This is a genomic window from Agromyces sp. NPDC056389 (genome assembly GCF_042262385.1).
In the GTDB taxonomy this organism is placed as follows: domain Bacteria; phylum Actinomycetota; class Actinomycetes; order Actinomycetales; family Microbacteriaceae; genus Agromyces.
This window is the reverse complement of sequence record NZ_JBHJPN010000001.1, coordinates 1,391,669-1,415,054: the sequence shown is the minus strand read 5'-3', so window position 1 is coordinate 1,415,054 and position 23,386 is coordinate 1,391,669. Positions and strand designations below refer to the sequence as shown.

General features: G+C 69.6%; 18 protein-coding genes. 14 read left to right on the top strand and 4 right to left on the bottom strand.

All coding sequences use genetic code 11. The annotated features are described in order from the left end of the window. Positions 1-29: 29 nt before the first annotated feature. Genes ACFCVM_RS06610 through ACFCVM_RS06600 form a run of 3 tightly spaced genes read left to right on the top strand, consistent with a single transcriptional unit; the run spans position 30 to position 2,304 of the window. Positions 30-806: a LamB/YcsF family protein gene (locus ACFCVM_RS06610; protein ID WP_375835240.1), complete on the top strand. Its 777-nt coding sequence runs from the start codon at positions 30-32 to the stop codon at positions 804-806. Continuing rightward, positions 803-1,435, top strand: a complete 633-nt coding sequence (locus ACFCVM_RS06605) for an allophanate hydrolase subunit 1 (protein WP_375835239.1) — start codon at positions 803-805, stop codon at positions 1,433-1,435. The genes ACFCVM_RS06610 and ACFCVM_RS06605 overlap by 4 nt, the downstream gene beginning before the upstream one ends. Further along, on the top strand, positions 1,432-2,304 hold the full coding sequence (locus ACFCVM_RS06600) for a biotin-dependent carboxyltransferase family protein (protein ID WP_375835237.1): 873 nt from the start codon (positions 1,432-1,434) through the stop codon (positions 2,302-2,304). Before ACFCVM_RS06605 ends, ACFCVM_RS06600 begins: the two co-directional genes overlap by 4 nt. Before the next feature lie 88 nt (positions 2,305-2,392). Here ACFCVM_RS06600 and ACFCVM_RS06595 read toward each other — a convergent pair whose 3' ends face one another. Together ACFCVM_RS06595 and ACFCVM_RS06590 are read right to left on the bottom strand one after the other, a co-directional pair. Beyond that, positions 2,393-3,247, bottom strand: a complete 855-nt coding sequence (locus ACFCVM_RS06595; RefSeq protein ID WP_375835236.1) for a spermidine synthase — start codon at positions 3,245-3,247, stop codon at positions 2,393-2,395. Positions 3,248-3,306: 59 nt separating this feature from the next. Further along, on the bottom strand, positions 3,307-4,059 hold the full coding sequence (locus tag ACFCVM_RS06590; RefSeq protein ID WP_375835234.1) for a spermidine synthase: 753 nt from the start codon (positions 4,057-4,059) through the stop codon (positions 3,307-3,309). A 228-nt stretch (positions 4,060-4,287) separates the two neighbouring features. On the opposite strand from ACFCVM_RS06590, the gene ACFCVM_RS06585 reads away from it, so the two are divergent. The 10 genes from ACFCVM_RS06585 (at position 4,288) to ACFCVM_RS06540 (ending at position 20,885) form a co-directional block, all read left to right on the top strand. Beyond that, positions 4,288-5,481 carry an ROK family protein gene (locus tag ACFCVM_RS06585; protein WP_375835233.1) on the top strand — a complete coding sequence of 398 codons (1,194 nt, stop codon included), beginning with the start codon at positions 4,288-4,290 and terminating at the stop codon, positions 5,479-5,481. Next, positions 5,475-6,704, top strand: coding sequence for a Gfo/Idh/MocA family protein (locus tag ACFCVM_RS06580; protein WP_375835231.1), 1,230 nt, complete (start codon positions 5,475-5,477; stop codon positions 6,702-6,704). The genes ACFCVM_RS06585 and ACFCVM_RS06580 overlap by 7 nt, the downstream gene beginning before the upstream one ends. 64 nt (positions 6,705-6,768) lie before the next feature. After that, positions 6,769-8,034 carry an ABC transporter substrate-binding protein gene (locus tag ACFCVM_RS06575; RefSeq protein ID WP_375835229.1) on the top strand — a complete coding sequence of 422 codons (1,266 nt, stop codon included), beginning with the start codon at positions 6,769-6,771 and terminating at the stop codon, positions 8,032-8,034. After that, the gene (locus ACFCVM_RS06570; protein ID WP_375835227.1) at positions 8,031-8,984 is read left to right on the top strand and encodes a carbohydrate ABC transporter permease; all 954 of its coding nucleotides are present in this window, start codon (positions 8,031-8,033) and stop codon (positions 8,982-8,984) included. Before ACFCVM_RS06575 ends, ACFCVM_RS06570 begins: the two co-directional genes overlap by 4 nt. After that, on the top strand, positions 8,977-9,813 hold the full coding sequence (locus ACFCVM_RS06565; protein ID WP_375835226.1) for a carbohydrate ABC transporter permease: 837 nt from the start codon (positions 8,977-8,979) through the stop codon (positions 9,811-9,813). The genes ACFCVM_RS06570 and ACFCVM_RS06565 overlap by 8 nt, the downstream gene beginning before the upstream one ends. An 8-nt stretch (positions 9,814-9,821) precedes the next feature. Then, entirely contained in the window at positions 9,822-10,859 is a 1,038-nt protein-coding gene (locus tag ACFCVM_RS06560; RefSeq protein ID WP_375835224.1) for a Gfo/Idh/MocA family protein, read from the top strand. Then, on the top strand, positions 10,856-11,881 hold the full coding sequence (locus tag ACFCVM_RS06555) for a Gfo/Idh/MocA family protein (protein ID WP_375835222.1): 1,026 nt from the start codon (positions 10,856-10,858) through the stop codon (positions 11,879-11,881). Before ACFCVM_RS06560 ends, ACFCVM_RS06555 begins: the two co-directional genes overlap by 4 nt. A gap of 319 nt (positions 11,882-12,200) precedes the next feature. Next, entirely contained in the window at positions 12,201-15,692 is a 3,492-nt protein-coding gene (gene rpoB / locus ACFCVM_RS06550) for a DNA-directed RNA polymerase subunit beta (RefSeq protein ID WP_375835221.1), read from the top strand. 43 nt (positions 15,693-15,735) lie between these two features. Beyond that, complete coding sequence (rpoC, locus tag ACFCVM_RS06545) at positions 15,736-19,632, top strand: DNA-directed RNA polymerase subunit beta' (protein ID WP_375835219.1); 3,897 nt, start codon at positions 15,736-15,738, stop codon at positions 19,630-19,632. Positions 19,633-19,850: 218 nt separating this feature from the next. Continuing rightward, complete coding sequence (locus ACFCVM_RS06540) at positions 19,851-20,885, top strand: hypothetical protein (RefSeq protein ID WP_375835217.1); 1,035 nt, start codon at positions 19,851-19,853, stop codon at positions 20,883-20,885. A gap of 3 nt (positions 20,886-20,888) precedes the next feature. Here the strand turns inward: ACFCVM_RS06540 and ACFCVM_RS06535 are convergent, their stop codons facing one another. Next, positions 20,889-21,650, bottom strand: a complete 762-nt coding sequence (locus ACFCVM_RS06535) for a hypothetical protein (RefSeq protein WP_375835216.1) — start codon at positions 21,648-21,650, stop codon at positions 20,889-20,891. Next, positions 21,647-22,171, bottom strand: a complete 525-nt coding sequence (locus ACFCVM_RS06530) for a hypothetical protein (RefSeq protein ID WP_375835215.1) — start codon at positions 22,169-22,171, stop codon at positions 21,647-21,649. The genes ACFCVM_RS06535 and ACFCVM_RS06530 overlap by 4 nt, the downstream gene beginning before the upstream one ends. A gap of 108 nt (positions 22,172-22,279) precedes the next feature. Between ACFCVM_RS06530 and ACFCVM_RS06525 the strand changes: the two genes are divergently transcribed. Further along, the gene (locus ACFCVM_RS06525; RefSeq protein ID WP_375835214.1) at positions 22,280-23,386 is read left to right on the top strand and encodes a hypothetical protein; all 1,107 of its coding nucleotides are present in this window, start codon (positions 22,280-22,282) and stop codon (positions 23,384-23,386) included.

Sequence of the window (23,386 nt, the reverse complement as noted above, 5' to 3'; positions counted from 1 at the left end):
GTGCCCCGAGTCCGCGCCAGAATGGGAGCATGCCCGCCGAGAACGATGCGAACAGCATCGACCTGAACAGCGACCTCGGAGAGTCCTTCGGGGCATGGCGCCTCGGCGACGACGCGGCGATGTTCGCCCTCGTGTCGAGCGCCAACGTCGCGTGCGGGTTCCACGCGGGCGACGCGGTGACGATGCTCGCGAGCGCGCGCCTCGCAGCGCAGCACGGCGTCGCACTCGGCGCGCACCCCGGCTACCGCGACCTCGCCGGGTTCGGGCGGCGCGCACTCGACACGAGTCCGGTCGAGATCGCCGCCGAGCTCCTCGCGCAGCTCGGCGCCCTCGACGGCGTCGCCCGCGCCGCCGGCACCCGCGTGCGGTACGTGAAGGCGCACGGCGCCCTCTACCACCGACTCGCGGCCGACGACTCCGCCGCCCATGCCTTCGCCGAGGCCGTCGCGGCCTTCGACCCCGCGCTCACCGTGCTCGGCCAGCCATCGGGCGCGATCGTCAGGGCAGCGGATGCCGCGGGCCTCCGCTACGCCCGCGAGGCCTTCGTCGATCGGGGCTACGTGGCCGACGGCTCGCTCGTGCCCCGCGGAGAACCGGGCGCCCTGGTCGCCGATCCCGCCGCGGCATCCGATCGGGCGCTCGAGATCGCCGAGACCGGAGGCATCACCGCCGATGACGGCAGCCGGGTCGAGCTCGGCGCCGATTCGCTCTGCCTGCACGGCGACACGCCCGGTGCCGTCGCGATCGCACGTGCCGTGCGCACGGCGCTCGAGGGCGCCGGGTTCGAGATCGAGGCGTTCGCGTGAGCCGGCGGCTGCTGCCGAGCGGCGACTCGGCGCTGCTCGTCGAGTGCGACAGCCTCGACGAGGTGCTCGCCCTGCACGATGCGCTCGCGGCGGAACCACCGGCCGGGCTCGTCGAACTCGTGCCGGCGGCGCGCACGATCCTCGTCGCCGTCGACCCCGAACGGCTGCCGCTCGAGTCGGCGGCCACGTGGGTGCGGCGCATCCCGGCCGAAGCCGCAGCACGACGGACGGGCCATGCGGCCGACGAGGTGACCGTCGACGTCGTGTACGACGGCGACGACCTCCGGAGCGCCGCAGCACTCCTCGGCGTCTCGGTAGAGGCGCTCGTCGCTCGGCACCAGGCGATCGAGTGGCGGGTCGCGTTCATCGGCTTCGCGCCCGGGTTCGGCTACCTCGTGAGCGACGACTGGCCGTTCGAGGTGCCGCGGCTCGATGCGCCGCGACCTCGCGTGCCCGCCGGTGCCGTCGCGCTCGCCGGTGCCTTCGCCGGGGCCTATCCGCGCCAGAGCCCAGGAGGCTGGCGACTGATCGGGCGCACCGACGCGGGGCTCTGGGATCCGGCCGCTCCGTCGCCCGCGCTCTTCGTGCCCGGACGCCGGGTGCGGTTCAGGGACGTCGGCCGGCCATGAGCTTCACGGTCGAGGCGACCGGCCCGCTCGCGCTCGTCGAGGACCTGGGCAGGCCGGGGCTCGCACACCTCGGGGTGGCGGGGTCGGGCGCGCTCGATCGCGGAGCCCTCGCCCTCGCGAACCGACTCGTCGGCAACCCCGACGGCGCTGCGGGCCTCGAGCTCCTGATGGGCGGGTTCCGCGCGCGATTCGACGCGGAGGCCTGGATCGCCGTGACCGGCGCGTGGGGGCGCGTCACGCTCGACGGCCACCGGGTCGCGCCGTACAGCGCGGCTCGCGCCATCGCCGGGTCGGTGCTCGAGATCGGGCCGGCCGAACGCGGTGCCCGCTACATGCTGGCGGTGCGCGGGGGCATCGACGAGCCGATGGAGCTCGGCTCCCGCTCGCGCGACACGCTCTCGGCGATCGGCCCGGTACCGGTGGCCGCGGGACGGGTGTTCGAGCTCGGCCCGGTGCCCACGGCATCCGTGCCGCTGCTCGATCGCGAGGCCGCCTTCCCGCCGCCGGCCGGTGCGGTGACGCTCGCGCTCCTTCCCGGGCCGCGTGCCGACTGGTTCACGGATGCCGCGCGCGCCGCGCTCTTCGACGCCGACTGGCGCCTCTCGGAGCAGGCCGACCGCGTCGGCGCGCGGCTCGTCGGCCCGGCGCTCGAGCGGCGCGTGACCGGCGAGCTCGCGAGCGAGGCGACCGTGCCCGGGTCGATCCAGGTCGCGGGCGACGGGCGGCCGACCGTCCTCCTCGCCGACCGCCCGGTCACCGGCGGCTACCCCGTCATCGCGATCGTCGCGCCGGCCTCGCTCGACGCGGTCGCCCAGCTCCGCCCCGGCCAGGAGGTGCGGTTCCGGCACGCGCGCGCCGGTCGGGCCTGATCGGCGATCGGCACGGGATCGGATCGATCGACTGCTCCCGCTCCGAGTCCGCGTCGATCTCCGAGGCCGTGGCGGGCAGGCGCAGAAGTCAGGGCTTCGAGAGGAACACCGAGCGTGCGGGCGGGGGCGACGGCACGGCCGTGGCGTCCGTCACGACGGGAGCGCCCGCGATGAACCGGCGGAGCTCCTCGCCGTCGACGAGCTTGGCCGGCGACGGGTCGCTCGCGAGGCGGCGGGGCAGGCCCGCGAACGGCAGTTCGTCGTGCGACGCGTACATCACGACGTTGCCGAATCGACGGCCCTTCAGCATCGACGTGTCCGCGGCGATCGCGAGGTGCTCGAAGACGTGCGAGAGGGTTGCGGCCTGCGATCGGGCGAACGCGAGGCCCGCGCCGTCGGCGACGTTGACGGCGACGATGCCGCCGGGCGCGAGCCGCGGCGAGACGAGCCCGTAGAACTCGGCGCTCGTCACGTGCGCGGGAGTGCGAGCCCCGGAGAAGATGTCGACGATCGCGATGTCGACGGCGCCGTCGAGTCCGGCCGGCAGCTTCGCGAGCACCTCGCGGGCGTCGCCGTGCCGCACGCGAACCTGCGCACCGCGGGGGAGCGGCAGGTGCTCGCGCACGAACTCAACGAGATCGGATTCGAGCTCGACGACCTGCTGCCGCGAACCCGGCCGGGTGGCCGCGACGTAGCGGGGGAGCGTGAGCGCGCCGCCGCCGAGGTGCACGGCCGTGATGGCCTGCCCCTCGGGCCGCACGAGGTCGACCGCGTGCCCGATGCGCCGCACGTACTCGAAGCCGAGCCAGTCGGGGCGCTCGATCTCGACGTGCGACTGCGGGGTGCCGTCGACGTAGAGGGTCCACGAGCCCGGCGATTGGCGCGACTCCTCGAGCCGGGCGAGGTGGCCGCTGACGGCGAGGCGACGTTCGAGCTCTGACACGGATGCCACGCTACCGCGCGGTCCCGCTCGCGCTGCGCCCGCCGGGAGGACGGCTCCGCTCAGCAGGCGCCCCACAGCACGAAGTCGAGGCGGTCGCCGTCGAGCACCTCCGCCGGATGCGGGCCGTGGGCGAGCAGTCGCTCGCGCAGGCGAGACGGCAGGCCGCCCGGTGCCGCGACGAGCACGGCGTTGCCCTCCTCAGCGCCCGAGAGCACGCTCGGGTCGCCCGCGACGAGGAGCGCCGCGGCAGGGGCGGCTCGGGCGATCGCACGCGCCTGCCTGCCGAGCCGGCCGAGCCCCGCGGCGTCGGCCACGTTGACGGCGAGCACGCCGTCGGGCGCCACGAGCCCGAGGCATCCGCTCATGAAGTCGACGGTATCGACGAACGCCGGCGCCTGCAGGCGGGAGTACAGATCGACGATGACGACGTCGAACGGGCCCGCGACCGTCTCGATGACGGATGCCGCGTCGCCGACGACGATCTCGATGGGCGCCCCCTCCGGCAGCGGCAGCCGTTCGAGCACGGTGTCGAGCAGTTCGCGATCGAGCTCGACGACGAGCTGCCTCGCACCGGGGCGGGTCGCAGCGACGTACCGTGCCAGCGTGAGGGCGCCGCCGCCGAGATGCAGCACCCGCAGGGGCGCACCCGGTGAGGCTGCGGCATCGATGACGTGCCCGATGCGCCGCGTGTACTCGAAGAACAGGTGCGTCGGGTCGAGCGGGTCGACGTGCGACTGCGCCGTTCCGTCGACGAGCAGGGTCAGGCCGTGCTTCGAGAAGACGTCCGCCTCGAACTCGATGTGCAGCGCCATGCCTGCATCGTGTCACGCATCGAACCGGTGGCGGTCGAAGTACGCAAATCTGAAACCACCTTGCGTTTTTTCCGCGACTCCTCGGGGCGCCGGCGACTTCTGGCGGAGAAAGTGTTTGACAGACATCCGATCACTGTGCTTCACTCAACCCCAAGCTATTACGCAAGCCACTTGCGAAATAGAAAATGCGCCGTTGCATGCACCATCGGCGAACCCGAAGGAGCAGCGATGGAGCCCGGCACGCACGAGCACCGCATCAGCGCGCTGCGCCGATCGAACACCGCACGCTGCGCCCTTCACCTGCGCGACCAGGGCCCCGCCGCCGTCTCCGAGCTCGCCCGTGCCACCGGGCTCTCGCGGCCCACCGTCGAAGCGGCGCTCGCCGACCTCGTCGCCCGCGGACTCGTCGCGACCGACGAGACGAACGGGCACCGCGGCGCAGGCAGGCCTGCCAGGGTCTCGCGCTTCGTCGGCGGCTCGGGCTACGTCGCCGGCGTCGACGTGGGCATCGCCGGCATGCGCGTCATCCTCGCCGACCTCGCGGGCACCGTGGTGGCACGGGTCGAGCACCGGGGGCCGGTGCCGAAGGACGGCAAGGCGCGAATCGAGGCCGTGCGCGTGCTCGTCGCCGATGCGCTGCGGCTCGCCGATGCACCGGCCCATCGCCTCATCTTCGCCCACATCGGCGTCACCGGTCTGGTGCGCGCCGACGGCCGCATCTGGATCTCGCACGGCTTCGCCGACTGGGAGGGCGTCGACGTCGGCGGCAAGCTCGCGGCCCTCCTCGGCTGCCCCGTCACGCTCGACAACGACGTGAACCTCGCAGCGCTCGCCGAGCAGCGGCTCGGCTCGGCTCGGCTCGCCGACGACATGATCTTCCTCCTCATCGGCAGCCAGATCTCCGCGGGGCTCGTGCTCGACGGCCGGCTCCGGCGGGGCAGCCACAACGCCGCCGGCGAACTCGGCGATGCGAGCCTGCGGGTTCCCCTCGACGAACGCGGACACCTCCTCTGGCGGTCGGCTCCGACCGCACGTGGGGTCTTCGAGCTCGCCGACGCGGGCGATGCCGACGCCCGTGCCGAGGTCGACGGGTTCATCGCGGGCATCGCCGACACGGTCGTCGTGCTCGCCCAGACGATCGACCCCGATCTCGTCGTCATCGGCGGCCCGATGTCACGCGCCGGCGACCGGCTCGTCGCGCCGCTCAACGCGGCGGTCGCCGGGCTCGTGTCGCTGCCGTTCGCCCCGACGATCGTCGCCTCGCGACTCGGCATCGACTCGATCGCCTTCGGCGCGCTGTCGCGGGCGTTCGACCTCAGCTCGGAGCTCGTCTACGGAGTCCACGAGGTGCCCATGCCGGCACTCCGTCGGCCCGACGGCGGCGACGCTCTCGATTCCAACGGAAAGGACTTCGAATGGTGAACATCGACGGGCCGGAGCGTCCGCTCCGACTTGCCGTGATCGGATGCGGGGCGAGGTCGACCCTCGCGCAGCACGCCTCGGCCTCGGGCCTCGGCGAGATCGTCGCGCTGGTCGACCCCGATGCGGCCGCGATCGCTCGTAGCCGTGAAGCGCTGTCGGCGACCGCCGAGGCCTTCGCGAGCACCGGCGAGCTGCTCGCATCCGGGCTCGACATCGACGGCGCCTTCGTGCTCACGCCCGACGACACGCACGCCGAGGTCGCCATCGACCTGCTCCGCGCGGGTGTCGCGGTCTACGTCGAGAAGCCGCTCGCCACCACCACCGAAGACGCCGATGCCGTGCTCGAGGCCGCGATCGACGCCGGTGCGAAGCTCTACGTGGGCCACAACATGCGCCACATGGCCGTCATCCGCACGATGCGCGACGCGATCGCGCGCGGCGAGATCGGCGAGGTCAAGGCGGTCTGGTGCCGTCACTTCGTCGGCAACGGCGGCGACTACTACTTCAAGGACTGGCACGCCGAGCGGGCGAGGTCGAACGGCCTGCTCCTGCAGAAGGGCGCGCACGACATCGACGTCATCCACTGGCTCGCGGGCGGCTACACGACCCGAGTGGTGGGCATGGGCGGCGACACGCTCTACGGCGGCATCGCCGATCGGCGCGACAACTCCGATCGCACGATGCCCGAGTGGTTCAGCCTCGAGAACTGGCCGCCCCTCGCGCAGCGCGAGCTCAACCCGGTGATCGACGTCGAAGACCTGTCGATGGTGCTCATGAGCCTCGACAACGGGGTCTACGCCTCGTACGAGCAGTGCCACTACACGCCCGACTACTGGCGCAACTACACCGTCATCGGCACGAAGGGACGCCTCGAGAACTTCGGCGACACCGACGGCGGCGTCGTGCGGGTCTGGAACGAGCGCCACGTCTACCGACCCGAGGGCGACCTCGAGCACCCCATCGTCGGCGACGAGGGCGGACACGGCGATGCCGACTTCCGCACGGTCACCGAGTTCCTCCGCTTCGTGCGCGAGGGCATCCCCACCGAGACCTCGCCCATCGCGGCCCGCCACGCGGTCGCGACCGCGGCCGCGGCGACGGACTCGCTTCGAAACTCATCGGCCCCCCGTGATGTGCCGGCGCTGCCCTCGGGCGCCGTCGGCTACTTCGAAGGGGCCGGGGACCCGGTCGGCGCGGCGCACACCGCGCCGACCGGTGGGTGACGAGTCACCCGTAATCACCTGCACATCGGGCGATCCCGCCCACTCTAACCGGAGGAGAACACCCATGCGCCGCACAGCGCTACTGGCCGGAGTCGCCGCCACGGCACTCCTGCTCACCGCCTGCTCGTCCAACGACGGCGGGTCGACGTCGACCGCCGACAAGGACATGACGGCGGAGATCAACTACGCCTTCTGGGATGCCACTCAGGAAGCGGCGATCGACACGATCATCGAGGAGTTCAACGAGGAATACCCGAACATCACGGTGAAGAAGGACGTCACGCCGTACTCGGAGTTCTTCGGCAAGCTCCAGACCCAGGCCTCGTCGGACACGCTGCCCGACGTCTTCTGGATGAACGGTCCGAACTTCCAGCTCTACGCCTCGAACGACAAGCTCGAGCCCGTGACCGACGCGGTCGACCCTGCGAACTACCCGCAGGCGCTGAACGACCTCTACTCCTTCGACGGCACCCAGTACGGCGTGCCCAAGGACTACGACACCGTCGCGGTCTTCTACAACAAGGCGCTCTTCGACCAGGCCGGTGTCGCGTACCCGACCGAGGGCTGGACGTGGGACGAGTTCCACGAGAAGGCGAAGGCCATCTCGGACGCGCTGAAGGCCGACGGCGTCTACGGCACCGTCAACGGCCTCTCGGGCGGCCAGGAGGTCTACTACAACACCATCCTCCAGGCCGGTGGCGAGGTCATCTCGGCCGACAGCACGACGTCGGGCTACGACAGCCCCGAGGCGATCGAGGGCATCCAGTTCGTCGCCGACCTGATCGCCGACGGCTCGGCGCCGACGCTCCAGCAGCTCTCGGACACCCCGCAGAACGTGTGGTTCGTCAACGGCAAGTCGGCCATGTTCTGGTCGGGCACCTGGTCGAACGCCGAACTCCGTGATTCCGACATCGTCGACGACATCGAGGTCGCGCCGCTGCCGAAGAACGAGCAGGAGGCGACGGTCATCCACGGCCTCGCGAACGTCGTCGCGAAGTCCTCGAAGAACAAGGCCGCCGCGCAGGCGTTCCAGGAGTTCCTCGCGTCCGAGCGCGCCGCCGTCATCCAGGCCGAGGCCGGCGCAGCGCTGCCCGCCTTCTCGGGCACGCAGACCGCGTTCATCGAGTCGGCGCCGTACAACCTGCAGGTCTTCCTCGACGAGGCCGAGAACTCCTCGTTCCCGTACCCCGTCTCGAAGAACACCGCGGCGTGGAACCAGCTCGAGAACGAACTGCTCCCCGCCGCCTTCTCGGGCGAGCGCCCCGTCGCCGAGGTGGCGAAGGAACTGGCCGAGAAGATGAACGAAGCACTGGCCGAAGAGAACGAATGACCTCCTCAGCAGTACGCGAGGCCGACGTCGCAGCTCCGGCTGCGGCGTCGGCCCCGCCGGCCGGCCGCGGCAGACGCCGGGGCCGCAGCGACCTCGGCTGGGCGCTGGTCTTCGTCCTGCCGTTGTTCGCGGGCATCGCCCTCTTCTACCTGTGGCCGATCGTTCGCAACGTCTGGTTCAGCTTCACCGAGTGGGGGCCCTTCGGCGACTCCGAGTGGGTCGGCCTCGACAACTACATCGAGCTCGCCGGCGACGCCACGATGGGCCGCGCCATCCTGAACACCCTCGGGTACACGGCGATGCTGCTCTGCGGCGTGCCGCTCGCGGTCTACTTCGCGAGCCTGCTGAACCGCCCCGGCCTGCGATTCGCGAACCTGTTCCGCACCGCATTCTTCCTGCCGTACGTCGCGATGCCCGCCGCCATCTCCATGGTCTGGCGCATCATCTACAACGGCGACTTCGGCATCCTGAACTACGCGCTCTCGCTCATCGGCATCGACGGCCCGAGCTGGCTCTCGACCAAGGGCGTCGCGCTCGTCGCCGTCGCCCTCGTCGGCATCTGGATCTCGCTCGGCTTCAACCTCATCATCCTGTCCGCGGGCATGAAGGGCATCCCCGTCGAGCTCTACGAGGCCGCATCGCTCGACGGCGCGACGCGCTGGAAGCAGTTCACGACGATCACCGTGCCGCTGCTCACCCCCTCGATCTTCTTCGTCTCGGTGATGACGGTCATCGCGGGCTTCCAGGTCTTCGACCTGCTCTACGCCCTCATGGGCACGACGAACCCCGCCATCGACAAGACCCAGTCGGTCGTCTACTACTTCTTCACGAACATCAAGACGGGTGACAACGGCTACGCGGCTGCGATCGGCGTCGTGATCCTCCTCCTCGTCGGCATCTTCACGATGCTCCAGTTCCGACTCCAGAAGAAATGGGTCACCTATGTCTAAGCGTCGCGTCGGCGCGCGCGAGTCGAACACGATCGCCTACGTCGTGCTCACGGTCGGGGCGGTCGTGATGATCTTCCCGTTCGTCTGGCAGCTCATCATGTCGCTCGGCACGAACGCCGACGTCATCTCGATCCCGCCGTCGTTCTGGCCCTCGGAGTTCAAGCCCGAGAACTACCTCAACGTGTTCGACCGCGTGCCGTTCCTCAGCCAGTTCTGGGTGTCGGTCGGCATCACCGTGATCCGCACGATCGGCCAGCTCGTGCTGTGCTCGATGGCCGGCTACGCGTTCGCGCGCATGTACTTCCCCTTCAAGGGAGTCGTGCTCGCCCTCATCCTCGCGATCCTCATGGTGCCGCCGCAGGTCTACCTGCTGCCGCAGTACCAGATCATCCAGGGTCTCGGCTGGCTCAACACCGTCATCGGCATCGCAGCGCCCGGCATCTTCAGCGCCTTCGGCACGTTCATGATGCGCCAGTTCTTCATGGGGCTCCCGCCCGAGCTCGAGGAGGCCGCCCGCCTCGACGGCGCGAACCAGTTCCAGATCTTCTGGAAGATCATGCTGCCGCTCGCGAAGCCGGGGCTCTCGGCGCTCGCGATCATCACGGTGCTCTGGTCGTGGAACGACCTGCTCTGGCCGCTCATCGTCGCGACGAGTGCCGAGAGCATGCCGCTCTCCGCCGGCATCGCGACGCTCACGAGCGGTCGTACGATCACGGACTACCCGATGCTGCTCGCCGCGGCGATGATGGCGATGGCGCCGGTCCTGATCCTCTTCCTCATCATGCAGCGCCGGGTCATCGACGGCGTCGCATTCTCCGGACTGAAATGAGCGAGCGGATGACGCAGCGCAACGAATCCCTCCGTGTCGGCCTCATCGGGGCTGGTGCGATCTCCCACGCCCACGTGCCCGGATGGCTCGCGCTCGGCGCGCGGGTCACCGTGTACTCCGAGGCCGGCGCCGAGGCGCTCGCCGAGCAGTACGGGCTCGAGGTCGCCCGCTCGCTCGACGAGCTGTGGCCGGCCGTCGACGTCGTCGACATCGTCACGCCGACCGCGACGCACGCCGGACTCGCGCTCGCCGCGATCGGACACGGCATCGACGTCGTGTGCGAGAAGCCGCTCGCGCGCACCGCTGCCGACGCGGAGTCCGTCGTCGACGCGGCCGAGCGGGCCGGCGTGCGGCTCTTCCCGGCGCACGTCGTGCGGTACTTCCCCGAGTTCCTCGCGGCGCGCAGCGCGATCGCGGCCGGACGCATCGGCCGGCCCGCGGTCTTCCGCTTCCGGCGGCAGAGCGCTGCGCCGCAGTCGCCCTGGTTCTTCGACGACGCCGTCTCGGGCGGCATCGTGATGGACCAGATGATCCACGATCTCGACCAGGCCGAGTGGCTCGGCGGTCCGGTGCGCCGCGTGTTCGCGCGACTGCAGCGCGGCGGCGATGCAGCGGCCCCGGTGGTCGCCGCCCAGGTCGTGCTCGACCACGAGTCGGGGCTGATCAGCCACGTGCACGGCACCTGGGGGAGCCCGGCGCTGCCCTTCTCCTATTCGTTCGACCTCGCGGGCGACGGCGGGGTGCTGCGATTCGACTCGATGCGCGACGACACGATGCGTGCTGCGCTGCCGCCGATCGACGGCGGGGGATACCTGCCCGAGACGAGCGGGGTCGAGAGCCCGTACTCCGCCGAGATCGCCGACTTCGTGCGCGCCATCAGCTCGGGAGGCGCCGCCCTGGTCGACGGCGCCGACGGCGTCCGCGCCGTGCGGATCGCGGAGGCCGCGCTCGAGTCGATCGAGAGCGGCCTGCCGGTCGATCTCGAACCAGCTGGCGAGGCGACGGATGCCTCGACCGACGACGCCATGATCGGAGCCCGCGCATGAGCCGCACGACCGAACCGCTGCGCATCGGCATCCTGTCGTTCGCGCACCCGCACGTCGAGGCGTACGCCCGCGCGCTCGTCGCACGCGGCATCGAGGTCGTCGGCACCGACCTCCCGCCGTACGACGCGGGCACGCAGCGCGGCGCAGAGCTCGCGGCGCGCCTCGGCATCGAGTACCTCGACGACGTCGACGCCGTGCTCGCGCGTGCGCCGCACGGCGTCATCGTCACCGCCGAGAACGTGCGGCATCGCGAGCTCGTGCTCGCGGCGATCGGCGCCGGCGCCCACGTGCTGTGCGAGAAGCCGATCGCGACCGAGGTCGGCGACGCCCTCGCCATGGTCGATGCGGCCGAGGCCGCGGGCGTCTCGCTCATGACCGCGTACCCGGTGCGCTTCGCGCCCTCGTTCCGCGAGCTCGTCGCCCGCGTCCGCGCAGGACAGCTCGGCGAGCTCGTCGCCGTCTCCGGCACGAACAACGGCAAGATCCCGCTCGACCGCAGTTGGTTCACGAGCGGGGCCGCCGCCGGCGGCGGCGCGCTCGTCGATCACGTCGTGCACTGCGCGGACCTCCTCGACGAGCTCCTCGGCGAGCCGGCGCAGGAGGTCTACGCGACGGCGAACCGCATCCTGCACGCCGACCGCGGCGTCGAGGTCGAGACCGGGGGAGTCGTGTCGATCGCCTACCCGTCGGGCGTCATCGCGACGATCGACTGCTCGTGGAGCCAGCCCGACACGGCCTCGACCTGGGGCGGGCTCACGCTCGAGGTGCACGGCACCCGCGGGTCGATGCGGATCGATCCCTTCGCCGCGCACGTCTCGGGCTACGGCGAGGGCGGCGCGACCTGGGACGCCTTCGGCACCGATCTCGATCAGCTCATGGTCGACGAGTTCCTCGGAGCGATCCGCGAATCGCGGGCCCCGCGTCCCGACGGCTCGGTCGGTGTCCGCACGCTCGCGATCGTCGACGCGGCGCAGCGGTCGGTGCGCTCCGGGCTCCCGGAAGGCGTGCTCGCACGGGCCTGAACGAACCCCCGACCGGCGCCCCGAGGCATCCGCTCACCGACTCGATGGTGAGCCGCAGCGGGGCGCCGGTGCGCATCTGGGGGCCACCAGATCGTCGTTATACCGGAGATTCGCAGACAAATCAAGAATCGACTGGACACGGCGCGTCTGGCGACATATAGTTAACCTTTGCGCTCCCAGACCCACCATGCCTTCATATTGCGGTCGGCTTCCGTGCGTGTCGAGATCCTGAGGTCTCCGGCATCCGCACTCGTCTGAGGGGTTCCACTCTCCGCTACCGACAGTGAACCGGCCCGACGGGGCCATGGAGGTTATTCACTTGGCTGCTGCGCGCAACGCGACCACGCCCACCCCCAAGAACGGACGCGGTGCAAGCCGTCTCTCGTTCGCCAAGGTCACCGACACCCTCACGGTACCCGACCTGCTCGCTCTCCAGACGGAGAGCTTCGACTGGCTCGTCGGCAACGAGGCGTGGAAGACACGCCTCTCCGAGGGCAAGGCGGCAGGCCGTCAGGACCTGCCCGAGACCACCGGTCTCGAGGAGATCTTCGAGGAGATCTCCCCGATCGAAGACCTCGGTGAGACCATGCAGCTCTCGTTCACCAACCCTGAGCTCGAGCCTCCGAAGTACACGATCGACGAGTGCAAGGAGAAGTCGAAGACCTACTCCGCACCGCTGTACGTGAACGCGGAGTTCATGAACCACCTCACGGGTGAGATCAAGACGCAGACCGTCTTCATGGGCGACTTCCCGCTCATGACCCCCAAGGGCACGTTCGTCATCAACGGCACCGAGCGCGTCGTCGTCTCGCAGCTCGTGCGTTCGCCGGGCGTCTACTTCGAGCGCACCCCCGAGAAGACCTCCGACAAGGACATCTACTCGGCTCGCGTCATCCCGAGCCGTGGCGCATGGCTCGAGTTCGAGATCGACAAGCGCGACCAGGTCGGCGTCCGCATCGACCGCAAGCGCAAGCAGAGCGTGACCGTCTTCCTGAAGGCCCTCGGCCTCACCTCCGAGGAGATCCTCGAGGAGTTCGCCGGCTACGAGTCGATCGCCCTCACCCTCGAGAAGGACAACATCCTCACGAAGGAAGAGGCGCTCAAGGACATCTACCGCAAGCTCCGTCCGGGCGAGCAGGTCGCTGCCGAGGCCGCGCGTGCGCTCCTCGACAACTTCTACTTCAACCCGAAGCGCTACGACCTCGCGAAGGTCGGCCGGTACAAGATCAACAACAAGCTCGGCCTCGAGGCTCCCCTCACCGACTCGGTGCTGACGGTGCAGGACATCGTCGCCACGATCAAGTACCTCGTCGCGCTGCACGACGAGCGCACCACCCTACCCGGCCGCCGCGCCGGCAAGGCGGTCGACCTGCGCCTCGACGTCGACGACATCGACAACTTCGGCAACCGTCGCATCCGCGCGGTGGGCGAGCTCATCCAGAACCAGGTCCGCACCGGCCTGTCCCGCATGGAGCGCGTCGTCCGCGAGCGAATGACCACGCAGGACATCGAGGCGATCACCCCGCAGACCCTGATCAACGTGCGACCCGTCGTCGCCGCGATCAAGGAGTTCTTCGGCACCTCGCAGCTGTCGCAGTTCATGGACCAGAACAACCCGCTCGCAGGTCTGACCCACAAGCGCCGCCTCTCGGCGCTCGGCCCCGGCGGTCTCTCGCGCGACCGCGCCGGCGTCGAGGTCCGAGACGTCCACCCGTCGCACTACGGCCGCATGTGCCCGATCGAGACCCCGGAAGGCCCGAACATCGGCCTCATCGGTTCGCTCGCATCGTTCGCGCGCATCAACTCGTTCGGCTTCATCGAGACGCCGTACCGCAAGGTCGTCGCCGGCAAGGTCACCGACCAGATCGACTACCTCACGGCGTCCGAAGAAGACGACTACATCGTCGCCCAGGCCAACGCGCCGCTGAAGGCCGACGGTCACTTCTCCGAAGACCGCGTCCTGGCACGTCAGAAGGGCGGCGAGGTCGACCTCGTTCCCGCCGACCTGATCGGCTACATGGACGTCTCGCCGCGCCAGATGGTGTCGGTCGGTACCTCGCTCATCCCGTTCCTCGAGCACGACGACGCGAACCGCGCCCTCATGGGTGCCAACATGCAGCGTCAGGCTGTGCCGCTGCTCCGCAGCGACTCGCCGTTCGTCGGAACCGGCATGGAGGGCTACGCGGCCATCGACGCCGGTGACGTGATCACCGCCGACAAGGCCGGTGTCGTCGCCGAGGTCTCGGCCGACTCAGTCACCGTGCAGCTCGACGCCGGTGGCACGCAGACCTACTTCCTGCGCAAGTTCGACCGCTCCAACCAGGGCACGTCGTACAACAACCGCGTCCTCGTGAACGCGGGCGACCGCGTCGAGGTCGGCGAGGTCATCGCCGATGGTCCTGCGACCGACAACGGCGAGCTCGCGCTCGGCAAGAACCTCCTCGTGGCGTTCATGCCGTGGGAGGGTCACAACTTCGAGGACGCGATCATCCTCAGCCAGAACCTCGTGAAGGACGACGTGCTCTCGTCGATCCACATCGAGGAGTACGAGGTCGACGCCCGCGACACGAAGCTCGGCAAGGAGGAGATCACCCGTGATCTCCCGAACGTCAGCCCCGACCTGCTGGCCGACCTCGACGAGCGCGGCATCATCCGCATCGGCGCAGAGGTCCGCCCCGGAGACATCCTCGTCGGCAAGGTCACGCCGAAGGGCGAGACCGAGCTGTCGGCCGAAGAGCGTCTGCTCCGCGCGATCTTCAACGAGAAGAGCCGTGAAGTCCGCGACACCTCGCTGAAGGTGCCCCACGGTGAGCGCGGCACGATCATCGCCGTCAAGGTGTTCGACTCGCAGGACGGCGACGACGAGCTCGGCTCGGGCGTCAACCAGCGCGTGGTCGTCTACATCGCCCAGAAGCGCAAGATCACCGAGGGCGACAAGCTCGCCGGCCGTCACGGCAACAAGGGCGTCATCTCGAAGATCCTCCCGGTCGAGGACATGCCGTTCCTCGCCGACGGAACCCCGGTCGACGTCATCCTGAACCCGCTCGGCATCCCCGGCCGCATGAACTTCGGCCAGGTGCTGGAGACCCACCTCGGCTGGGTCGCCAAGCAGGGCTGGAAGGTCGACGGCAGCCCGGCGTGGGCCAAGAAGCTTCCGAAGGAAGCGCATGAGGCCGCGCCCGGCACCAAGGTCGCGACCCCGGTGTTCGACGGCGCCCTCGAGGAGGAGATCGCGGGTCTGCTCGACTCGACGCTCCCCAACCGCGACGGCGAGCGACTCATCGACTCGAGCGGCAAGACCCAGCTCCTCGACGGCCGTTCCGGCGAGCCGTTCCCGTACCCGGTCTCGGTCGGCTACATGTACATCCTCAAGCTGCACCACCTCGTCGACGACAAGATCCACGCGCGTTCGACGGGCCCGTACTCGATGATCACCCAGCAGCCGCTCGGTGGTAAGGCGCAGTTCGGTGGTCAGCGATTCGGTGAGATGGAGGTCTGGGCGCTCCAGGCCTACGGCGCGGCATACGCGCTGCAGGAGCTCCTCACGATCAAGTCCGACGACATCCTCGGCCGCGTCAAGGTGTACGAGGCGATCGTCAAGGGCGAGAACATCCAGGAGCCCGGCATCCCCGAGTCCTTCAAGGTGCTCATGAAGGAGATGCAGTCGCTCTGCCTGAACGTCGAGGTGCTCTCGGCCGACGGCACCGCGGTCTCGCTCCGCGACACCGACGACGAGGCCTTCCGTGCTGCGGAAGAGCTCGGCATCAACATCTCCGCGCGCTTCGAGTCGTCGAACATCGACGAGATCTAAGCCTGGCCAGTAGACGACTACAGAGACTTTCCAAGGAGAGAAATTGCTCGACGCAACGACTTTTGACGAGCTTCGCATCGGCCTGGCCACCGCAGAGGACATCCGCAAGTGGTCCTACGGTGAGGTCAAGAAGCCTGAAACCATCAACTACCGCACCCTGAAGCCCGAGAAGGACGGTCTGTTCGGCGAACAGATCTTCGGCCCGAGCCGCGACTGGGAGTGCGCCTGCGGCAAGTACAAGCGTGTCCGCTTCAAGGGCATCGTCTGTGAGCGATGCGGCGTGGAGGTCACCAAGTCCTCCGTGCGCCGTGAGCGCATGGGCCACATCGAGCTCGCCGCTCCGGTCACCCACATCTGGTACTTCAAGGGTGTGCCCAGCCGTCTCGGCTACCTGCTCGACATGGCGCCGAAGGACCTCGAGAAGGTCATCTACTTCGCCGCCTACATGGTCATCGACGTCGACGACGAGGGTCGTCACGCCGACATGCCCGGCCTCGAGAACGAGCTCCGGCTCGAGATCAAGACCATCGGCGACCAGCGCGACGCCCGCATCGCGACGCTCATGGCGCGCAAGGAGGAGGAGCTCGCCGCACTCGAGGCGGAGGGCGCCAAGTCCGACCAGAAGAAGCGCGCCGAAGCGGCCGCCGACAAGGAGATGACGCAGGTCCGCAAGTCGGGCGACGAGCAGATCGCGCACCTCGAGCGCGTGTGGGAGGACTTCCGCACCCTCAAGGTCGGCGACCTCAAGCCCGAGGACTCGGTCTTCCACGAGCTCCAGGACCGCTTCGGCATGTACTTCGACGCCTACATGGGCGCCGAGGCCATCAAGAAGCGCCTCGAGGCCTTCGACCTGGCCGCCGAGGCCGACGACCTGCGCCTGCAGATCGCCGAGGGCAAGGGCCAGAAGAAGATCCGTGCGATCAAGCGTCTGCGCGTCGTCAGCTCCTTCCTGCAGACCGGCAACTCGCCGGCCGCGATGGTGCTCGACGTCGTGCCGGTGATCCCGCCGGAGCTCCGCCCGATGGTGCAGCTCGACGGTGGCCGCTTCGCGACCTCCGACCTCAACGACCTCTACCGTCGTGTGATCAACCGCAACAACCGTCTTCGTCGTCTGCTCGACCTCGGCGCCCCCGAGATCATCGTCAACAACGAGAAGCGGATGCTGCAGGAGGCCGTCGACGCACTGTTCGACAACGGCCGCCGCGGTCGCCCCGTCACCGGCACCGGCAACCGCGCCCTGAAGTCCCTGAGCGACATGCTCAAGGGAAAGCAGGGTCGCTTCCGCCAGAACCTGCTCGGCAAGCGCGTCGACTACTCGGGCCGTTCGGTCATCGTCGTCGGCCCGCAGCTGAAGCTGCACCAGTGCGGTCTGCCCAAGCAGATGGCGCTCGAGCTGTTCAAGCCGTTCGTCATCAAGCGCCTGATCGACCTGAGCCACGCTCAGAACATCAAGGCCGCCAAGCGCATGGTCGAGCGTTCGCGCCCCCAGGTCTGGGACGTGCTCGAGGAGATCATCCGTGAGCGCCCGGTTCTGCTGAACCGCGCACCCACGCTGCACCGCCTCGGCATCCAGGCCTTCGAACCGCAGCTCGTCGAGGGCAAGGCCATCCAGCTCCACCCGCTCGTGTGTGCTGCGTTCAACGCGGACTTCGACGGCGACCAGATGGCCGTGCACCTTCCCCTCTCGGTGGAGGCGCAGGCCGAGGCCCGCATCCTGATGCTCGCCTCGAACAACATCCTGAAGCCGTCCGACGGCCGTCCGGTGACCCTGCCCACGCAGGACATGATCATCGGCCTGCACCACCTGACGACCGGCAAGCCCGGCGCCGCAGGTGAGGGTCGTGCGTTCTCGTCGATCTCCGAGGCCATCCTCGCGTTCGACCAGAACCGTCCGGGCGAGCTCGCGCTCGACCTCGGCGCCACGGTCAAGATCCGTCTCGAGGGCCTGCACTTCGCCGAAGGCGAGACCCCCGAGAACTTCGTTCCCGGCAAGCCGTACCTGCTCGAGACGACCCTCGGTCGCGCCCTCTTCAACGAGGCGCTCCCGGTCGACTACCCCTACGTGAACGCGCAGGCGGGCAAGACGCAGATCTCGGAGATCGTCAACGACCTCGCCGAGCGCTACCCGAAGACCGAGGTCGCTGCGACCCTCGACCGGATCAAGGACGCCGGCTTCCGCTGGGCGACCCGTTCGGGCGTGACCGTCGCACTCTCCGACATCCTGACGCCGCCCAACAAGGGCGAGATCGTCTCGAAGTACGAGAAGCAGGCCGCCAAGGTCCAGGGCCAGTTCGAGAAGGGTCTGACGACCGACCTCGAGCGTCGCCAGGAGCTCATCCAGATCTGGACCAAGGCGACCGACGAGGTCGCCAAGGCCATGCAGGAGAACTTCCCGACCGACAACACCATCAACCGCATGGTGACGTCGGGTGCTCGTGGTAACTGGCTGCAGGTGCGCAACATCGCCGGCATGCGAGGCCTCGTGAACAACCCGAAGGGTGAGATCATCCCTCGCCCGATCATCTCGAGCTACCGCGAGGGACTCTCGGTCGCCGAGTACTTCATCGCGACGCACGGTGCCCGCAAGGGTCTGGCCGACACGGCCCTCCGTACGGCCGACTCGGGGTACCTCACGCGTCGTCTCGTCGACGTCTCGCAGGATGTCATCATCCGCGAAGACGACTGCGGCACGACCAAGGGCCTCGAACTGCCGATCGCGACGACGGATGCCTCGGGCGAACTCGTCCGCGACCCGAACGTCGAGAACGCGGTCTACGCCCGCAGCCTGGCCGCCGACGCGGTCAACGCCAAGGGCGAGGTCGTCGCGGAGGCCGGTGAAGACGTCGGCGACGTGCTCATCGACAAGCTCATCACGGCTGCCGTCGAGACCATCAAGGTGCGCTCGGTGCTCACGTGCGAGTCCGCCGTCGGTGTCTGCGCGAAGTGCTACGGCCGTTCGCTCGCGACCGGCAAGCTCGTCGACATCGGCGAGGCCGTCGGCATCATCGCGGCCCAGTCGATCGGTGAGCCCGGCACGCAGCTGACGATGCGTACCTTCCACACGGGTGGTTCGGCCTCGGCCGACGACATCACGCAGGGTCTTCCCCGCGTGCAGGAGCTCTTCGAGGCGCGTACCCCCAAGGGTGCGTCGCCCATCGTCGAGGCTCCGGGTCGCATCACGATCGACGAGACCGACAAGCAGCGCAAGGTCATCCTCACGCCCGACAACGGCGACGAGCCGATCGCGTACAACGTGCTCAAGCGTTCGACCCTCCTGGTCGAGGACGGACAGCACGTCGAGCTCGGCCAGCAGCTGATCGTCGGCACCGTCGACCCGAAGGAGGTCCTCCGGGTCAAGGGTGTGCGCGAAGTGCAGAAGCACCTCGTCAACGGCGTGCAGGACGTCTACCGCTCGCAGGGTGTGCCGATCCACGACAAGCACATCGAGGTCATCGTGCGCCAGATGCTGCGCAAGGTCACCGTCGTCGACCACGGCGACACCGACCTGCTGCCCGGTGAGCTCGTCGACCGCCTGAAGTACAACGACATCAACCGCGCCGCGCTGACCGAGGGCAAGAAGACCGCCTCGGCCCGCCAGGAGGTCATGGGTATCACCAAGGCCTCGCTCGCGACCGAGTCGTGGCTGTCGGCCGCGTCCTTCCAGGAGACGACCCGCGTGCTCACGCAGGCCGCCATGGAGGGCAAGTCCGACCCGCTCGTCGGGCTCAAGGAGAACGTCATCATCGGAAAGCTCATCCCGGCGGGTACCGGCCTCGGCAAGTACCGGAACGTCGCGGTCGAGGCGACCGAGGAGGCGAAGGCGGAGCGTTACCCGAACCGCATCTTCACCGACGATGCAGCGTTCACCGAGGGCGACCTGAGCTTCGTCGACTTCGACGCGTTCTCGAGCGACGACTTCACCCCCGGCAACTACAGCTAGTCAGCCGATACGACAGCAGGGCCCCGGAGCGATCCGGGGCCCTGCTTCGTTTTCCCGGGCGTACGGCCTCGATACCTCGGATGCATCGGCAGGACACCGGCACATCCGCCCGGTTGCCGGGCCGAACGAAGCGCCGCGCGCGCTCCCGGAATCCGGCCGCATCCGTTGCTACAGTTGGCCAACCACGGGTGCGCGGGGTGCCCGGAAGGAGCGCGATCATGAGCAGCACGACTCCCGGAGCCGACCCGGAACGTCACGAAGAGGAGACCGGTCCGGTCGACGGCGGCGCCGTCGACGATTCCGCGCCCGAGCCCGCTCCCGTAGTGAACGAGACCGGCCCCGTCGATGAGGGCGCGCCGGTCGAGCCCGCAGCCGACCAGGCCGTTCCGGCATCCCCTCCGGCCGCCGATGCGTCCGAGCCCGAGCCCGAGCCCGAGCCCGCCGACGACGACTTGGCCGCGACCTCGCGACTCGACGAGGCCGTCGAGCGGGCGAGCGCCCACCCCGCTCCCGAAGAGACCAACGGCATCGACGACCTGGACGCCTCGGCGACCCCCGGGCCCGTCGCCGCCGACGCCGTGCGCCGTGAGACGTACGTGCCGGCCGCAACCGTGGCAGCAGGCACCGCCGCCGGTGCGGCCACGCTCGCCGACGTACCCGAACCCGTGTACGTTGCCCCGCAGCCCGGACCGCAGACCATCTACGTGCAGGCGCCGACGCCGCCGAAGGCGAAGGGCAATCGCGGGTTCGGAGTGCTCGTCGCGCTCATCGGCACGGTCGCATTCGCGGTGCTCTACGGGGCCATCGGCTATCTGCTCTACGTGAGCTACGGGGCGCCGGCCGGCGAGGCGATCGGCGTCGCCGAGTTCCTCCTGAGCCCGCGATTCCTGGTTCCCGTCGTCGCGTTCTTCGTCGGGTTCGCGCTGCTCGCGGCGATCGTGAACCGCGGCCCGTGGTGGACCTACGCGGTGTTCGGCCTGCTGGTCGGCGCGCTCGTCTACTTCGCGTACATCGGCGGTTCGCTGCTCGCGGTGCAGGCGTGGACGCTCACGCTCGAACAGGCGAACGACTTCATCGCCGAGCGCTGGCTCGACCCGTTCGCGATCATCGCGGCGGTCATCGCCCGTGAGATCCCGATCTGGCTCGGCGGCTGGATCGCCGCACGCGGTCGCACCGTCACCGAGCGCAACCGACTCGCGATCGAGGCGTACGACCGCGAACTCGCGGCGGGGCCGCAGGCGCAGCGCTACTGACGCCTACTCCGAGGCCGCGCAGTCGCGAACGAGTTCGGCGGGCGCCTCGACGAGGAGATTTTCGTTCCATGCGCTGAAGGTGAAGGCGCCGTCGCCGCTCGTGTCACCGGCGGCGAAGCCCGTCGGCAACGGTGCTCCGATGCGTTGCACCTGCATGACTCCCGCGGGTGCGGTCTCGCCGCCCACGACCAGTTCGAGGAGCTCGGCGTCGGCCGACGGCTGGGTGACACTCACCGATGCGCTCGCCCCGAGCAGCGCAGACACCAGGTCGGCAGGGCGCAGGAGCGGCGACCACTGGTCGACGAGGCCGTCGCCGGCCGCGGCGCAGACGTACCCCTGTTCCAGCTCGGGGATGCCGAGTTGCGCGGCGAATGCGTCATTGCCCCGCAGATAGGTGCGCCCCTCGACGACGACGACATCGAAGCTCAGCCCGCCGGCGGTGATCTTCGCCGCGAAGTCTCCGGGCCGACCGCGGTAGTCGACGGCGATCGTGCGACCGGGCACCGGGTCGGCCTCGGGCGTCGCTGCGGTCAGCTCGGTGAACGTGCCCGAGTACTCGACGGAGCCTGCCGCCGCGACGGCGTCGACGACCTCCTCTGCCGCATCGGTCCCGGTCAGGAGCCAGAGCCCGTTGCCATCGATCTGCGACGGGTCGAGGTCGCCGGGATCGACGTGCGACGGGGTCGGCGGCGCCTCGGCAGGCGCCTGGCTGCAGCCGGCCAGCGCGAGCGCCGCGACGAGCGCAAGCGGCGCGGCACGTCTCACGATGTCGCGTCGGCGACGCACGCGCTCTGGGCACGCTGCGCTCCGAGGGTCGCAGCGTCGAGCGAGACCTCACCCGTCGTCGCAGTGGGGCGCACGACGAAGCACGTGTCGTTCTCGTACAGGCCGAGGGCCGAGGGCAGCCAGGCCTCGGTGCCGGTGACCCACTGGGTCAGGTCGATCGCTTCGCCGTCGCCGTGCACGGCGTAGACGCTGTAGGCCGCATCGGGTCCGCTCCAGTCGAGGTGGGCGTTGCCGCCGTCGATGCTCAGTCCGAGACCGCTCACGGCGACCGAGTCGTCGTTGACGGCCGTGATGATGAACCAGGTGACGGCGCTCGCGAGCGCGACGAAGGTGAGCCCGATCGAGACCATGAACGCCGGATGCCGCCACCACTTGCGCTCCTGAGCCGGCGCTTCGGCCAGTTCGGGGAGGACCGAACCAGCGGCGCCGAGCGGGCGGGTTCCTGCGGTCTGCGGTAGGGCGGTCTGACCGGGCGCGCTGCCGAGCGATGGGTTCTGCATCGGATCCTTCCGGGGCTGCGCCGAACGAAACGGACGGCGCCGGCCGACCGCGTACCATGGTATCCCGAACGCCCGAGGGCACGATCCGTGCGCGACGACAGGAGAGCAGTGGTCACAGCGCGCGTCCGCCGGGCCGTGACGGCCGCGCTCGTCGTCGCGTGCGCGATAGTCGCCGGGCCGCATGCGGCTGCGCACGCCGAGGGCGACGGCGGGGCGGACGCCGCGGCATCCGGTGTGCCGACCGGCCCGACCTCGATCGCCGTGCCCTATCTCGGTTCAGCCTCGATCGAACCGGGGGAGGGCTGGCAGATCACCGACTGCACGGGCCCGAGCGCCGCGAGCTCGCTCGTCGTGGCGTGCGACCCGACGAAGATCCTGCTGAGTGCGCCGAGCTTCGATCCCGAAGCGCCCGTCGCGATCGTGCCGGTGCCGCTCTCGAACGGCCGCACCTCGATCACGGTGGACTACTCCGTGGCGCTGGCCCCGCCCGAGGCGCCGACGATCGCCGGTGGAGCATTCGGATACCCCGTCGCCGCGGGATCCGCCGTGCTGCTCCCGCTCAGCGACCTCGGGATCGCCTGCGCCGTCTGCATCGACGGCGGCGCACTCGATGTCGTCGAAGTGCGTCCGGAGGGGGCGGGCAGCGCCGCATCGAACGGCACGCACCTGGTCTTCCGGCCGTCGGCGAGTTTCACCGGCGACGCCGAGCTCATCGTGCGCTACGCCGACGATTACGGCGCCTGGTCGGCCGATGCGTCGGTCGTCGTGCCGGTCTACGCTCCGAAGGCGACGCTCGTGGCATCGAGCATCACGACTCCGCTCGGCGAGGGGGCGCAGACGGTCGACCTGCTGCCGCTCGTGTTCCGGTTCGGGAGCGGCGACGCCGAGATCTCGCTCGTCGGCTGCGGCTCGGCGATCCACGGGTCGGTGGTGTGCTCGCCCGACGGCACGGCGGTCTACGCGCCGTCCGGGGCATCCGTCGACCAGTTCAGCTACCACGTCGTCTCGGCCGACGGCGAGCACGCGACGGGGTCGGTGACGTTCGTTCCGGATGCCGCGGAGCGGACGCTCGTGCCGGCATCGGCGGCCGGCGCCGATGATGGCGTACCGTCGAAGATCGTTCCGCTCGTGCCGGTCGAGGGCGATGCGGCAGGTGGGCGGGCCGGGATCTTCGCTCCGCTGATCGAGACGCTCGACCGGGCGGGCGTGCGATGA

What these genes read in the sequence shown, in the direction of transcription:
- ACFCVM_RS06560 (WP_375835224.1), top strand. Translation starts at nt 9,822, where the DNA reads ATGACGCAGCGCAACGAATCCCTCCGTGTCGGCCTCATCGGGGCTGGT.
- ACFCVM_RS06585 (WP_375835233.1), top strand. Translation starts at nt 4,288, where the DNA reads ATGGAGCCCGGCACGCACGAGCACCGCATCAGCGCGCTGCGCCGATCG.
- ACFCVM_RS06570 (WP_375835227.1), top strand. Translation starts at nt 8,031, where the DNA reads ATGACCTCCTCAGCAGTACGCGAGGCCGACGTCGCAGCTCCGGCTGCG.
- ACFCVM_RS06610 (WP_375835240.1), top strand. Translation starts at nt 30, where the DNA reads ATGCCCGCCGAGAACGATGCGAACAGCATCGACCTGAACAGCGACCTC.
- ACFCVM_RS06565 (WP_375835226.1), top strand. Translation starts at nt 8,977, where the DNA reads ATGTCTAAGCGTCGCGTCGGCGCGCGCGAGTCGAACACGATCGCCTAC.
- ACFCVM_RS06575 (WP_375835229.1), top strand. Translation starts at nt 6,769, where the DNA reads ATGCGCCGCACAGCGCTACTGGCCGGAGTCGCCGCCACGGCACTCCTG.
- ACFCVM_RS06590 (WP_375835234.1), bottom strand. Translation starts at nt 4,059, where the DNA reads ATGGCGCTGCACATCGAGTTCGAGGCGGACGTCTTCTCGAAGCACGGC.
- ACFCVM_RS06580 (WP_375835231.1), top strand. Translation starts at nt 5,475, where the DNA reads ATGGTGAACATCGACGGGCCGGAGCGTCCGCTCCGACTTGCCGTGATC.
- ACFCVM_RS06530 (WP_375835215.1), bottom strand. Translation starts at nt 22,171, where the DNA reads ATGCAGAACCCATCGCTCGGCAGCGCGCCCGGTCAGACCGCCCTACCG.
- ACFCVM_RS06555 (WP_375835222.1), top strand. Translation starts at nt 10,856, where the DNA reads ATGAGCCGCACGACCGAACCGCTGCGCATCGGCATCCTGTCGTTCGCG.
- ACFCVM_RS06540 (WP_375835217.1), top strand. Translation starts at nt 19,851, where the DNA reads ATGAGCAGCACGACTCCCGGAGCCGACCCGGAACGTCACGAAGAGGAG.
- ACFCVM_RS06600 (WP_375835237.1), top strand. Translation starts at nt 1,432, where the DNA reads ATGAGCTTCACGGTCGAGGCGACCGGCCCGCTCGCGCTCGTCGAGGAC.